Source organism: Streptomyces sp. NPDC056222 (genome assembly GCF_042264065.1).
Classification (GTDB): Bacteria; Actinomycetota; Actinomycetes; order Streptomycetales; family Streptomycetaceae; genus Streptomyces.
Genome location: NZ_JBHJTL010000053.1, coordinates 26,084 through 39,873, shown reverse-complemented (window position 1 = coordinate 39,873; position 13,790 = coordinate 26,084). Strand labels below are relative to the sequence as shown.

At 73.1% G+C, this 13,790-nt stretch carries 10 protein-coding genes; 4 read left to right on the top strand and 6 right to left on the bottom strand.

What is annotated here, in order from left to right; translation table 11 throughout:
• Nucleotides 1-48: 48 nt before the first annotated feature.
• Nucleotides 49-618, bottom strand: a complete 570-nt coding sequence (locus tag ACFC0D_RS23740) for an NUDIX domain-containing protein (protein WP_376439306.1) — start codon at nt 616-618, stop codon at nt 49-51.
• Between ACFC0D_RS23740 and ACFC0D_RS23735 the strand changes: the two genes are divergently transcribed.
• The 3 genes from ACFC0D_RS23735 (at nt 617) to ACFC0D_RS23725 (ending at nt 3,250) form a co-directional block, all read left to right on the top strand.
• Complete coding sequence (locus ACFC0D_RS23735) at nt 617-1,426, top strand: M15 family metallopeptidase (protein WP_376439304.1); 810 nt, start codon at nt 617-619, stop codon at nt 1,424-1,426. The two genes, ACFC0D_RS23740 and ACFC0D_RS23735, sit on opposite strands and share 2 nt — an antisense overlap.
• A 166-nt stretch (nt 1,427-1,592) precedes the next feature.
• Nucleotides 1,593-2,066 carry a Zn-ribbon domain-containing OB-fold protein gene (locus ACFC0D_RS23730; RefSeq protein ID WP_376439301.1) on the top strand — a complete coding sequence of 158 codons (474 nt, stop codon included), beginning with the start codon at nt 1,593-1,595 and terminating at the stop codon, nt 2,064-2,066.
• Nucleotides 2,063-3,250, top strand: a complete 1,188-nt coding sequence (locus ACFC0D_RS23725) for a lipid-transfer protein (RefSeq protein ID WP_376439298.1) — start codon at nt 2,063-2,065, stop codon at nt 3,248-3,250. The genes ACFC0D_RS23730 and ACFC0D_RS23725 overlap by 4 nt, the downstream gene beginning before the upstream one ends.
• Nucleotides 3,251-3,427: 177 nt before the next feature.
• On the opposite strand, the gene ACFC0D_RS23720 is transcribed toward ACFC0D_RS23725, so the two are convergent.
• From ACFC0D_RS23720 to ACFC0D_RS23705, 4 genes are read right to left on the bottom strand one after another with little or no spacing between them, the layout of a single operon-like run.
• A complete protein-coding gene (locus ACFC0D_RS23720) occupies nt 3,428-4,033 on the bottom strand; it encodes an ATP/GTP-binding protein (RefSeq protein ID WP_376439295.1) in 606 nt (201 codons plus the stop codon).
• Nucleotides 4,014-4,451: a DUF742 domain-containing protein gene (locus ACFC0D_RS23715; protein WP_376439292.1), complete on the bottom strand. Its 438-nt coding sequence runs from the start codon at nt 4,449-4,451 to the stop codon at nt 4,014-4,016. Before ACFC0D_RS23715 ends, ACFC0D_RS23720 begins: the two co-directional genes overlap by 20 nt.
• A gap of 12 nt (nt 4,452-4,463) precedes the next feature.
• Nucleotides 4,464-4,904, bottom strand: a complete 441-nt coding sequence (locus ACFC0D_RS23710) for a roadblock/LC7 domain-containing protein (RefSeq protein ID WP_376439289.1) — start codon at nt 4,902-4,904, stop codon at nt 4,464-4,466.
• Nucleotides 4,901-7,708, bottom strand: a complete 2,808-nt coding sequence (locus ACFC0D_RS23705) for a nitrate- and nitrite sensing domain-containing protein (RefSeq protein ID WP_376439331.1) — start codon at nt 7,706-7,708, stop codon at nt 4,901-4,903. The genes ACFC0D_RS23710 and ACFC0D_RS23705 overlap by 4 nt, the downstream gene beginning before the upstream one ends.
• A gap of 427 nt (nt 7,709-8,135) precedes the next feature.
• Between ACFC0D_RS23705 and ACFC0D_RS23700 the strand changes: the two genes are divergently transcribed.
• The gene (locus ACFC0D_RS23700; RefSeq protein WP_376439286.1) at nt 8,136-8,594 is read left to right on the top strand and encodes a hypothetical protein; all 459 of its coding nucleotides are present in this window, start codon (nt 8,136-8,138) and stop codon (nt 8,592-8,594) included.
• 380 nt (nt 8,595-8,974) lie between these two features.
• Here the strand turns inward: ACFC0D_RS23700 and ACFC0D_RS23695 are convergent, their stop codons facing one another.
• On the bottom strand, nt 8,975-13,783 hold the full coding sequence (locus ACFC0D_RS23695; protein WP_376439283.1) for a hypothetical protein: 4,809 nt from the start codon (nt 13,781-13,783) through the stop codon (nt 8,975-8,977).
• Between the last annotated feature and the right edge of the window lie 7 nt (nt 13,784-13,790).

Sequence of the window (13,790 nt, the reverse complement as noted above, 5' to 3'; positions counted from 1 at the left end):
AGTCCTCGGGATTGCTCTGTATCCCGGGGACTCCCGCGCTGATCGTGCTCAGGCTCCGTAGGTGTACCTCCCCGCGAACCAGCGTCGTACCGCCTCCGTGTGGAGAGGGAAGGCGAGTTCCGCCGGGGCGTGGAGCAGGTGCCATCCGGTGGTCTCGTCGGTGGGGGCGGAGAGCGGCAGTTCGGCGGCCGGGCGGGGCGGGAGCAGGCCGAAGAGGAGGAGGTGTCCGGCCGGGGAGCTGAGTGCGTCGGCGAGCCGCACGTCCCCCGTCGGCGCCTCGATCCCCGTCTCCTCACGCAGCTCGCGGACGACGGCGTCGCGCCAGTCCTCGGCGTGGTCGATGAAGCCGCCGGGGAGCGCGACTTCGCCCCTGGCGGGTTCGATGGTGCGTGTGATGACGACAAGTCCCGTTCCCCGCACGTCCGTTGCGGGGAGCAGGGCGATGGCGACGGGCAACGGGTTGCGGTAGGCGACCGAGCCGCAGGAGGCGCAGGTGCGGGGCCAGTCGACGGTCTCGGCGTAACGGGCGCCGCAGCTGGAGCAGTAGGAGTCCTTCACGACAGGACCGTATGCGATCACTCTTTCCCGTGCCCCGCGGAACTGATAGACGGTGCACATGAGAGGACTTGCTTCCGTATTCCGTACCGCCGGTGTGCTGGCGTCCGCCGCTCTGCTCGCCGCCACCGCCGCCGTACCGTCCGCGCAGGCCAGGCCGGAGCCGAAGGCTCCGAAGGAGTTCGTGGCGCTGAGCTCGGTGGACCGGACGATCATTCAGGAGATGCGCTACACCACGGTGCACAACTTCGTGGGCGAGAAGGTCGACGGCTACCGCCAGCCCCTGTGCATCCTGACCCGTCCGGCCGCCGAGGCGCTGCACCGCGCCCAGGTGAAGCTGCTCGCACGGGGCTACTCGCTGAAGGTCTACGACTGCTACCGGCCGCAGCGGGCGGTCGACCACTTCGTGCGCTGGGCGAAGGATCTCCAGGACGAGGGGATGAAGAAGGAGTTCTATCCCTTGGTCGACAAGTCGAGGCTGTTCGCGGACGGTTACATCGCGGAGAAGTCCGGGCACAGTCGCGGCTCGACGGTCGATCTGACGATCGTGAAGCTGCCGGCGGCGCCCACCCGCCCCTACGTGCCGGGCGAGAAGCTGGTCGAGTGCTACGCCCCGCAGGACCGGCGCTTCCCGGACAACTCCGTCGACATGGGGACGGGCTTCGACTGCTTCGACACGCTGTCGCACACCGATGATCCACGGATACAGGGTGCGCAGCGGGCCAATCGGCAGCTCCTGAAGGGGACGCTGGCGGAGCAGGGGTTCGTGAACCTGCCCGAGGAGTGGTGGCACTTCACGTTCAAGCCGGAGCCGTTCCCGAGCACGTTCTTCGACTTCCCCGTGGCACGGAGGTCGGTGGCCGGTCACTGATCTCCAGCGGAGGACGGGCGGTCGGGACCACCCCCGTGGGTCCCGGCCGCCCGTTCCGTACGTAGGGACGCGAGAAGGGCCCGTACGGTTCTCAGCGCGCGGCATCCATGGCAGAATTCTGACGCTTCGTCAGATTCATGGGATCCCGGAGTCGGGGAGGGCCTTCGTGGCACGGACGCGCAGACCGGTGGTGGCCGGATGGTTCACGGACGACAGCGGGGAGGGCGGTGACTTCCGGCTGCTCGGCACCCGCTGTACGGCCTGCTCCTCGGTCTTCTTCCCCCGCGAGGACTCCTGGTGCCGCAATCCCGGCTGTCCGGGCGGCGGCGAGCTCGTCGAGACCCCGCTCTCCCGACGCGGCCGCGTCTGGTCGTACACCGACGGCCGCTACCGCCCGCCCGCGCCCTACGTCTCCGATCCGGACGCGCCCTGGGACCCGTACACCCTGGTCGCGGTGGAGCTGGAGGCCGAGGCGATGGTGGTGCTCGGGCAGGCGGCGCCCGGAGTGCGGACCGCGGACCTCGCCGTCGGCATGGAGGTCGAGGTGGTGCCGGGAGTCCTCAACGAGGACGGCGCGCACACCTGGACCACCTGGCACTGGAAGCCGGTGCACGCGCACATGGCGGAGGACCGGTCATGAACGACATCGCCGTACTGGGGGCCGGGATGCACCCCTGGGGCAAGTGGGGTCGCAGCTTCGTCGAGTACGGGACCGCGGCGGCCCGCGCCGCGCTCGCGGACGCCGGGCTGGGCTGGCGGGACGTCGGTTCGGTGGTCGGCGCCGACACCATGCGGTGCGGGTATCCCGGGTACGTGGCGGGGGCGACCTTCGCCCAGGCGCTGGGCTGGCAGGGGGCGCGCGTCACCAGTGTGTACGCGGCCTGCGCCTCCGGGGCACAGGCCGTCGGCACCGCGCGGGCCCAGATCCTCGCCGGACTTGCGGACGTGGTGCTGGTCGTCGGCGCGGACTCGGCGCCCAAGGGCTTCTTCGCCCCGGCGGGCGGGGAGCGGCCCGACGATCCCGACTGGCTGCGTTTCCGGGTCCTCGGGGCGACCAACCCCGCGTACTTCGGGCTCTACGCACGGCGCCGCATGGCCCTGTACGGGGACACGGTGGACGACTTCGCCCAGGTCAAGGTGAAGAACGCGGCGGCGGGCGCGCTCAACCCGCTCGCCCGCTACCGCAAGGCGGTGAGTGCCGAGGAGGTGGCCGCCTCGGCCGTCGTCGCCGATCCGCTCCGGCTGCTCGACATCTGCGCGACCTCGGACGGGGGCGCGGCCCTGGTGCTCTCCAGCATGGAGTTCGCCCGCCGGCACGGGCAGCCGGACCCCGTCCGTATCCGGGCGGTCTCCACCGTCACACCGACGTACCCCAAGGCGGTCCTCGACCTGCCGGACATCGCGACCGACTCGGCCGTGGCGGTCTCCCCCTCACCGGACGGCTTCCGGGCGTCGATCGCGCGGGCCGCGTACGAGGAGGCGGGGATCGGGCCCGAGGACCTGTCGCTGGCGGAGGTGTACGACCTGTCCACCGCGTTGGAGTTGGAGTGGTACGAGGACATCGGTCTGTGCGCGCCCGGTGAGGGCGCGAAGCTGGTACGGGAGGGGGTCACGGCGCTCGGTGGCCGCGTCCCGGTCAACACCAGCGGGGGCCTGGGGTCCTTCGGCGAGGCCGTGCCCGCCCAGGCCATCGCGCAGGTCTGCGAGCTCACCTGGCAACTGCGAGGCACGGCCGGCGGCCGTCAGGTGGACGGCGCGCGGGCCGGGATCACCGCGAACCAGGGGCTGTTCGGGCACGGGTCGGCGGTGGTGGCGGTGCGCTGACGCCCACGCGCGCCTCGGCCGAGCGGCGCTGAGGCAGAGCAACGCGGAAGCCGAGCTGCGCTGAGGCCGAGCAGCGCCGAAGCCGAGCTGCGCTGAGGCCGACGTACGCCGGCGGAAGGGCGCGCTGACGCCACGTGCGCCGATGCCACGGTGTGCCGACGCCACCGCCAGCCCGTGTCAGGTGGCGACGGGCGTGACGCCCTGGTCCGCCAGGACCAGGGCGTGCTCGACGACGGCCACGAGGATGTTCTTCACTGACTCCCGGTCGCGCGCGTCGCACATCAGCAGCTCGACCTCGGGGTCGAGGTCGAGCGCCCCGCGCACGCTCTCGGCCGGGAACCGCTGGGCGCCTTCGAAGCAGTTGACCGCCACCGTGAACGGGATGCCGCGCCGCTCGAAGTAGTCGATCGCCGCGAAGCTCTCCTCCAGGCGACGGGTGTCCGCCAGGACGACCGCCCCGAGCGCACCCTGCGCGAGCTCGTCCCAGAGGAACCAGAAGCGGTCCTGGCCGGGCGTGCCGAAGAGATAGAGGACCAGGTCCTCGCGGAGGGTGATCCGCCCGAAGTCCATCGCCACCGTGGTGGTCGACTTGCTCTCGACCCCGTGCAGATCATCGACGGGCCGGCCGGCCTCGCTCAGGACCTCCTCGGTCCGCAACGGCTTGATCTCGCTGACGGCGCCGACCAGCGTCGTCTTGCCCACCCCGAAGCCGCCCGCGACCAGGATCTTCAGCGTCACCGGTTCGACAAGGGGCTTCTTGTGGCTAGAGCGCCCGAAGGCCATTGATCACCTCGCGGAGAATGCTCACGTCCGGCAGCTCGGCCGGCGGAACGGGGCGGGTCACATGGACGAGTTCGTCCTCGACGAGATCGCCGACGAGGACCCGGACGACCCCGACGGGGAGGTCGAGTCCGGCGGCGAGTTCGGCGATCGACTGCGGTGCGTCCGAACAGCGCTCGACGATCTCCACGTGTTCCGGGGAGAGCGTCTGGTCGCGGCCGGGATCGTCCGCGGCGGGCTCGGGCACCACCACGGCGATCAGGTCGAGGCGGTGACGGGTCGCGGCGCTGGTCCGGCCGCGGGTCATCGCGTACGGACGGACCACCGGCCCGGCCTCGTCGTCGAACCAGTGGTGGGCCGGGGCCTGCGCGCGCTCCTGCGGTGCCGCGTCGATCGTGCCGTCGGTCGTGCCGTCAGTCATGGTGTCCCCCACTCACCCTCCGGCGGACGGTCCGGAGCGCGGGGCCGTCCCGAGGTGGACGCCGACCCGCTTGACCATCAGTGTCATCTCGTAGGCGACCTGGCCGACGTCCGAGTCGGCGTCCGCGAGAACGGCGAGGCAGCTGCCGTCACCGGCCGCCGTGACGAAGAGGAACGCCTCCTCCAGCTCCACGACGGTCTGGCGGACCTTGCCCGCCTCGAAGTGGCGGCCGACACCCTTGGCGAGGCTGTGGAAGCCGGAGGCGACGGCGGCGAGATGCTCGCCGTCCTCGCGGGTCAGGTCCGCGGAGGCGCCGGTGGAGAGTCCGTCGCTGGAGAGCACCAGAGCCTTGCGGATGGATCCGACCCGCTGGACCAGCTCGTCGAGGAGCCAGTTCAGCTCGCCGTTGGCGTTTCCGGAGGTGTTGGTTGCTGCGGCGTTCGGTGCGGTCATCGACCGTCCCCCTCGGGTGTCGTTCCTGGTGCTGGTGGTTCGGCGTTCTGCTCTCGTCCGCGCTGCCAGCCGCGCTGCATGGACGCCATGCGGCTGCGCACTTCCTCTGCGTCGCGCTCGAAGTCCGAGCCGGCGGAGGCGGTGGTGCCGGCGGAGGTCTTGCCGTCGTCGCGTCCGCCCGTCTCGCGAAGCTGGCGCGCGAGGCTCGCCTGACGGACCCGGCGGGGCAGTCCGCCGAACGGCGCGGGGCCGTCGGACGGTACGGCACCGTTCGGCGGTACCTGGCCGTTGGACGCCACGGGACCGATCGGCGGCACGGGAGCCACCGGCGGTACGGGACCGGCCGGGGGTACGGGACCGGCCGGGGGTACGGGTACCAGCGTGCGCGGTGTTCCCTTCGGGCCCGTGGGCTCCTGGGCGGCCGCGGGGTGGGCGCGGCCCGGCTCGTCGATCCTGCGGCCGTGGTCGACGACGAGCGTGGGCGGACGGCGTCGGGGCAGCGGCACGGGGCCACGCTGGGACGTCCGGTCGTACGGCGGCTCCGGCGTCTGGTCCGGGGTCTGCTGATGCTGCTCGGCACCCGGGGCCGAGGTGAGGCCGCGGCGGTGGTCCCGCGGCCGGAAGAGGCCACCGCGCTCGCTCTCGGTGTCCTCCAGGTCCGCCGCGGACGGGTCGAGCAGTTCCTCGAAGCCGGAGGTCCCGAGGGGCGGTTCGAGCTCGACGGGCCCGTCGAGCGGGCCGTCCAGGAGTGAGGAGGCAGCGGAGCGCGTCGCCCCGGTGGCCCGTGGCGCGCCGCCCTGCACCTTGGTGAGGGCGGGACGCCGCCCCGGCTGCTCGCCGTTCTCGCGGTCCGCGAGCGCACGGTCGAGGCTCTTGCGGTCCAGGCGGAAGCCGGCGCCCTGTGTCTCGGGCGCGTCGGTGAGCAGCACGGCCGGGATGAAGACGACCGCGGTGGTCCCCCCGTACGGCGAAGGCTGCAGCGAGACGCGGACGTTCTGGCGCTGGGCGAGCCGGCTGACCACGAAGAGGCCGAGGCGGTCGGTGTCGGAGAGCTCGAACTCGGGGGTCTCGGCCAGCCGGAGGTTCGCGTCGAGCAGGGCGTCGGGGTTCATGCCGAGGCCGCGGTCGTGGATCTCCAGGGTGAAGCCGTTGGCGACCCGTTCGCCCAGCACCTGAACGGCGGTGTGCGGGGGCGAGAACACCGTGGCGTTCTCCAGGAGTTCCGCGATGAGGTGGGTGAGGTCGGCGACGGCGGGACCGCCCACGCCGAGGCGGGGCAGGCGGCGCACCTCGATGCGCTCGTAGTCCTCGACCTCGGCTACCGCCGCGCGGACGACATCCATCAGCTGGACGGGCTTGCGCCACTGGCGGGAGGGGGCGGCCCCGGAGAGGATCACCAGGCCCTCGGCGTGACGGCGCATGCGCGTGGTCATGTGGTCGAGCCGGAACAGGTCGGCCAGTTCCTCGGTGTCCTCGGTGCGCCGTTCCATGGTGTCGAGGAGGGTGAGCTGGCGGTGCAGCAGCACCTGGTTGCGGCGCGCGAGGTTGACGAAGACCTCGGCGACGCCGCGGCGCATGTCGGCCTGCTTCACGGCGGCCTCGACGGCGGCGCGCTGGAGGGTGTTGAGGGCCTGACCGACCTGGCCGACCTCGTCCTGCTCGTACCGCAGCTGCGGCACCTCGGTCTCGACATCGACGTGTTCGCCGGCGGCGAGGCGGCGCATGACGCTGGGCAGGCGTACGCCGGAGACCTCCTGGGCCTCCTTGCGCAGCCGGCGCAGGTCGCGGACGAGTTCGCGGCCGATGCGTACGGACACGACGACGGAGACGAGCAGGGCGAGGAAGCCGAGGACACCGGCGATGCCTGCCTTGAGCAGCACGCTGTAGGCGGCGGGCTGGACACGTTCCTGGTAGCGGTCGCCCGCGGCGGTGTTCTCCCGCGCCAGGTCCTCCAGGACGGGGTTCGCCCGCTCCTCCCAGCGCTCCGCGGTGATGGCGCGCGGGTTCTTGGCGGGACCGGCGGCGATCAGGTCCTCTTCGGCGCGGCGCAGCGGCTCGGTGTCGGGACTGCCCCAGTACCGCTCGAACTTCTCGCGCTCGACCGTGGGCAGGAGTTCGAGGTTCACCTCGTAGAACTGCTTGCGCTGGGCGATGAGATCGCTGATCGCGCGGAGCTCCTGCGCCGTGACGCGCTCGGAGATGAGTGCGGAGACGATCAGTGCGTCCTCGCGGGAGAGCGCTTCACGGCCGCGGGTGACGCCGACGAGGGCGCGGCCCTGCTTGTCCATCTCCACGTTCTCGAGCGCGTGGAGGCTCATGAGGAAGCTGTAGCAGGGGTCGACCAGGCGGTTGTAGAAGTCGAGGGCCTGCATACGGCCGATGCTGCGGTTCTCCACGGAGCGGCGCAGCGCGTCGAGGCCGTCCAGCGCCGTCAGGAGCGATTCGAGTCGCTGCGAGGCGAGGGGCCGCATCTCCTCCTGTACGCCGGAGTCCGCTGCGTTCCGCCGGATGAGGGCGATCTGACGGTCGGTGGCCTCGCGCTGCTCCCGCAGGGTGGTGAGGGAGTCGGAGGCACGTGGATCGGCCAGATAGATCAGGGACTGGCGGCGTTCCTTCTGGATGACGCGCGCGGTGTCCTCGATGGGGTAGCCGACCTTCTCGACGATGTAGCCGACGTCGAGGAGTTGGTCGGCCTCGCGGCCGGTGAGTACCGTCGCGAAGCCCCAGAGACCGGTGAGGGACACGAGCGGCACCAGCAACAACGCCACGATCTTCCGGCGGATGGACTTCCCGCGAAAGCGCATGGCCTCCCCCAGTTCGGCCTCCACCCGTCGCGGAGGTCCTCCTTTGCGACGCGTGGCGTCAACTCACAGCGTCAACACATGGCGTCAACCATCGGATTCAACAAACGGCGGCGTGAGCCTACTACTGCATCACAGCCAACTCGAAGGCACGTCCGGACGTTTTTCAGCCTCTCGAGTGAGCGTTGATCATGAGATGTCCCGGTATTCAGGGAGTTGGCATTCGCCACTGTGGCGCAGGACACGTGGCGGGACCGGTGCGAGTGGGGGTACGGCGGATGGCTGGAACTGTTCGTTCCGGTACGAACGAGGGGAAACCTTTTCCCTTCACCGAGCGTCATTGTGTACGGGGCGGGGTGTGTCCGTGTAAAGCCACTCATGACGGGCAGCCGTCCCTGAGGACGGTCGGCGGTGGGGAGTGACGAGAACGATGGTGCACGAGGCGGAATCGGCACGGCAGTTGTGGGTGGAGGACAAGAAGGGCCGGCGCCGGATGCCGGACCCGGTGCGTACCGCCGCCGTGCGGGCCGTGATGCTCACGTCGGTGACGCTGATACAGGGCATGGTCGCCTTCTTCTGCGCGGTCACCGACTCCTGGCTCGCGTTTCCGATGCTGCTCAGCTCCGTGGGCAGCACGGTCGTCGCGACGTGGAGCGTGCTCGATGTGTGGGTGACGCGCCAGGTCTGGCGGCAGCGGAACGGCGTGGTGTCGGAGCCGAGCAGTACGGCACGCCGGCTGAGGCGGGAGCGGCGCAGGGAGCGGAAGGCCGGGCAGGTGCCGGAAGCCGAACAGGGGCACGGCACAGCGGGGCTGGTGCGCGACGCGGAGACCGCGCGGAGCGAGAGGCCGGCGCGGACGGAGACACACGCCCTGTCCGAGGCCGCCTGAGGGCGGAAGCCTCGGGCAGGGGCTGAGGCGGGCCTTGGGCTCCCGGGCTTGAGCGCCGGGCTTGGACCCTGCGTTGAGCTCCGGGCTTGGGCCCGGACTGATCCCGGCGTTGCATTCCGGGCTTGGGCCCGGACTGGGACCCGGCGTTGGGCTCCGGTCTCGGACCCGGCGTGGAGCTCCGGGCTCGGACCCGGCGTGATCCCGACGTTGCATTCCGGGCCTAGGCCCGGACTGGGACCCGACGTTGGGCTCCAGGCTTGGGCCCGGACTGGGACCCGGCGTTGCGCTCCGGGCTTGGGCCCGGAATGGGACCCGCGAGTTGGACAGATGAACGGCCCGGTCCGCTCTCGGGGGCCGGGCCGTTCTTCGTACGCGCGCTGCTACTGCGGGACGGACTCCTCGACCTGCGAGCGGCGGAACATCCGGGTCGCGGTGATCTCGCCGTGAATCGCCTCGCCCTCCGCGCTCGGCTGCGGCAGCCCCGGGCGCAGGTGCTCCTCCACGCTGATGTACTTCAGCCCGGCCCGCAGGTCGGCGTCGTTGCGCAACCGGATGACCAGCGGGAACTCCGCGAGCGCGGTCGTGTCGAACAGACCGGTCGTGTACAGCAGCTGGACGCCGAGGGCGTCCGAGACCGCCCGCTGGAGCTCCAGCAGGTATGTGGCGTTGGCGCGGCCGATCGGGTTGTCGAGGAACAGCGTGCCCGCGTGCCGGTGCTTGTCCCGGCCCCGGTCGTTGGAGCGCAGCGCGGCCATCGTGCAGTACAGCGCGATGGCGGCGGTGAGGAGCTGGCCGCCGGAGAAGACGTCGCCCATCTGCCCGACCGGTACGCGCTCGGCCCGCAGCACGGCGTCCGGCTTGAGGATCTCGACCGCGATGCCCCGCGGCTCGAGCGCGGCCTGAACGCCCCGCAGGAGCAGGGACATTCCGTCCCGGCGCATGTCGGAGTTCTTCTTGACGGCGGCGCGGGTCGCCTCGTCGATGACCTCACCGAGCCGCTCGGTGAGGGTGGCCTGGTCCGGCTCCTCGAAGCGGATCCGCAGGAACTCCTGCCCCGACCACTCGCCGAGGCCCTCGGGCAGCCGCGACAGGCGCTGCGCCGAGCGGAGCGTGGTCAGCGCCGACTCCACCAGTCCGCGCAGCCGGTCGACGATGGAGTCGCGGTTGCGCTCCAGTTGCTCCAGCTCGTCGGTGAGGACCCGGAGGCGGGGCGCGAACGCCTCCGCCCACTTCGCGGCGTGCTCGGGCAGCGCGGCGGCGGGCAGTTCGCGGATCTGCTGCCGGGCCGGGGTGCGGACCTGCTCGTAGCGGGTGGAGTTGGCGTGCCGGACGAGGATGTCGCCGGCTTCGCGGACCGCGGCGTCGGCCGCGGAGAGCTCGGCGGCGCAGGCGCGCAGCGCGCGACGGGCCTCGGCGGCGGTGTGCCGCGCCTCCTCCAGCGTGCCGGGGTACGTCTCCGGGCCGTCCTCCTCGTCCTCTCCGTGGTCGCGCAGCAGGTCCCGCAGGAGCGCCGCGGTCTCGTCGAAGCCGCCCGCGGCGTCCTCGGCGGCGCGGTGGGCCCGCAGGAGGCTCGCGTGCGCGGTGCGCGCGGCTTCCAGGGCATCGCTGCGGGCGGCGAGTTCGGTGGTCGCGGTACGGAGCAGGGTCTGGGCCTGCTCGACGTCGGCGGGGACCTGGTCCTCGGGCAGCTCGGTGTGCGACTCGCCGTCCTCGGGGGCCAGCCTTTCGGCCTCGCCGCGGAGCCGGCCGAGCTTCTCGCTCGCCTCGGACGCACGGGTCTCCAGCATCTGGACCAGGGCTTCGGCGCGGGCGGCGGCGGCCTGGCGGGACGGCCCGTCGGCGCCGTCCGTGGATTCCAGGAGCTGCTCGGCGCGGGTGCGGACCTTGTTGGTGAGGCGGTCGAGCTCGGCGAGGGCGGCCGATTCATCGCTCTCGGCACGGGCCTGTTCGGCGCGCAGGTCGGCGCCGACACCGACCTTCTCGTACAGCTGGGACGCGGCGCGGTACGCCTCGCGGAGGGTCGGGAGCGCGGTACGGGGCGCGGCCTCGTCCTCCTCGGGAAGCTGGTCGGGAGCGCCGGCGATCTCGGCCCGCTCGGCGCGCAGGGCGCGAGCGGTGCGGTGGGCGTCGTCGGCGGCCCGCTGGGCGGCGCGGCGGTCCTCGTCGGCGGCGCGGGCCCGCTCCAGGCAGGTCTGGGCACGGGCCTCGGACTCGGCGGCGTCGTCGGCCAGTTCACGGAGCTTGGCCTGCCAGGCGGACCGCTCGCGCAGCCGGAACGCCAGCCCGGCGAGGGCGTCGGCGACACGGCGGGCGCGCTGGGCGGCCTCCTGGCGTTCGTCCCGTACGCGGGCGGCGTCGGCGGCGGCCTCGTCGGCCTCCGCCCGTACCGTCCGGGCCTCGGCGAGCGTGGCCGCGGCCGCCTCCGCGGTCTCGCGCGCGGCGGCGGCGACGGCGGCCAGTTCGGCGATCATGCCGGGCGGGCAGTCGGCTCGCCACGAGCCGATCCGGGCGGCGAGCGAACGGTCACCGGTGAGCCGGGCCGCGAGCGTACGGATCTCCTCGTCGCGGGCGGCGGCGCGGGCGCGCAGGGCGTGCCGCTCCTCGTCGGCGGCGTGCTCGTCGTGCATGGCCGGGTTCGGCGGGACCAGGAAGACGCCCGTGTCATCGCCGGACTCCGGGCTCGGGACGGGCGCGAGGAGCGCGGCGGCGGTGCCGACGGCGACGGTGGAGCGCGGCAGCAGCGCCGCCGTGCTCAGCACCTCACGGGCTCGTGCGTACGAGACGGGGTCGGTGATCACGACGCCGTCGACCAGCTCGGGGCGGGCGGCCAGGACGGCGGCGTGGTCGGCGGGGTCGACGGCCTGGGCCAGATAGCGCCAGCCAGGAAGTGCGGGGATGCCCTGTTCGCCGAGGTACTCGACGGTGGCGAGCACGTCCGGTCCCGGCGGCAGCAGTCCGCCGTCGCCGAGGGCGCCGAGGATGCGGGAGTCGTCGGCGGCGGCGGTGCGCAGGTCGAAGAGCTGACGCTCGGCGGAGCCGATGGACTGGTCGAGCAGTCGGCGGAGCTCGTCGGCGTACCGGTCGAACTCGGTGACGGTGAGCGGGCCGGGGGTTCCGTCGGAACCGGAGTCCGGCGCGCCCGCGAGCCCGAAGGCGGCGCCGGGGGCGGCATCCGCACCCGTACCGGGCTCGCCGGACGCGAGGCCTCGCGGCTCCGGGCCGGTGGCTCCGTGCGACCCCGTCGTCCGTCCGGGGCCGCCCGGCTCGGCGTTCGGGCCGTCGGTGCCCGCCCCCATGTCGGTCTCCGCCGCGCGCTGGCCTGGGAACGGGGAGGTCGGCCGGGCGGCCGGCAGGCTCAGGAGTTCGGCCAGGCGTGCGTCGGTGGCGAGGGACTCGGCGGCGCGGCGTTCCGCGTCGTAGGCGTGCTCTGCGGCCTCGGCGGCGTCCGTGGCACGGGCGGCGGCGAGTTCGGCGCGCGACTCGGCCGCCGCGGCCTCGCGGGCCTGGTCGCCGGCGGCGCGGGCCGCGTCGCGGGCCGCGTCCCAGGCGGCGACGGTGGTCTTCTCGGCGTCGCTCGCGGCGAGGGCCGCGCGCGCCGGGTCGGCGTCCGGGGCGGTGTCGTCGAGCCAGCCCGCTCGTACCGCCTCGGCGGTCTCCTGCTCGACCTCGGCGAGGCGCTGCCGCAGGTGTCCGGCCTCGCTGCGGGCGCGCTGGGCCTCGGTCGCGGCGGCGGTGGCGTCGCGGTGGGCGGTCTCGCCCGCGTCCTGGAGTGCCGCGGAACGCTCCTCCTCCTCGGCCGCGTGCCGCTCACCCTCCTCGGCGGCGGCGTGCAGGGCTCGTACGAGATCGGCGGCGGCCTTGGCGCGCGCGGCGAGCGCGGGGGCGGCGTCGCGCTCGGCCTCGCGGATCGCGGCGGCGACGCGCGCTGAGCGGTCGCCGGCCGCCCGGTTGCGGAGCACGGCCTCGGCGGCCTGCCAGGCGGCGTGCAGCGTGCGGGCGTCGGTGAGCTCGCGGCGCTGGGATGCGGCGCCCTTCTCGGCGACGGTCAGCGCCAGGGAGGCGTGCCGGTAGGCCAGTTCGGCGGCGATGAGGGAGCTGCGGCCGCGCGCGGTCTCGGCCTCGGAGACGGCGTGCGCGGCGGAGGTGACCTGCTGGGCGAGTTCGGCGGTGCGGCCGCGTTCCTCGGTGGCGCGGGCGGAGAGGCGGCGGGCGAGCGTACGGGTGCGGCGCTCGGACGCCGCGTGGACGTCACGCGCGCGTGCCCGGGTCCCGGCGGCTTCGACGATCCGTCCGAGGAGGTCGACGGAGCCCGCGGTGAAGTCCCGCTCGGCGGTCAGTTCGGCGCGTCGGCCGAGCTTGTTGCCGAAGCCGCCGACCAGGTCGGCGAGGCCGTCGGTGTCACGGGTGTCGGTGACGGCCCGCAGGAGCAGGTCGGTGAAGTCGGAGTCCTTCTTGACCGCGAAGAGGCCGGCGGCCTCACCCTCGTCGGCGTTCATCTCCCGCTGGTAGCGGAAGAGTTCGGGGTCGAGACCGAGGTCGCCGAGGTGCTCGTTCCAGCGGTCGTGGATCTCTTCCCAGTAGACCTCCAGGTGCGGGTACGCCTTCCCCGCCTCCGTGAGGGCGTCGCGGAAGCCCTTCATGGTGCGGCGGCGGCCCTGCGCGCCGGAGGCGCCCTCGACGGGCGCGCGGACGGCGGTGGACTCGGCGACCGGGAGGTTGTCCAGGCTCAGGCCGGGTCCGGGGCGGAAGGAGTACCAGGCCTCGGCGAACTTCCGCGGGTCGTTCGAGACCTGGCGGCCGCGCCACTCGCTGGCCTTGCCGACGACGACGAGCTCGCCCGTGAGGGTGTGCTGCCACTCCAGGGCGACATGGCCGCAGTCGTCGGCGAGCAGGAACTTCCGGAGCACGCCGGAGCTCGCGCCGCCGAGGGTGTTGCGGTGGCCGGGGAGCATGACCGAGAAGATCAGCTTCAGGAGGACGGACTTGCCGCCGCCGTTCTCCAGGAAGAGCACGCCGGCGGGCGCGGGGCGGCGCGGCGGGCCGACCGGCTCCTCCTCGAAGAACTCCGCCTGGGTGGGGGCGGGGTGGGGCACGGGCGCGCCGACTCCGCGCAGGTCCAGGACGGTGTCGGCGTAGCGCGCACCGGCGGGACCGATGGAGTAGAGGCGGACCCGGGACAGCTCGTACATGGCGGCG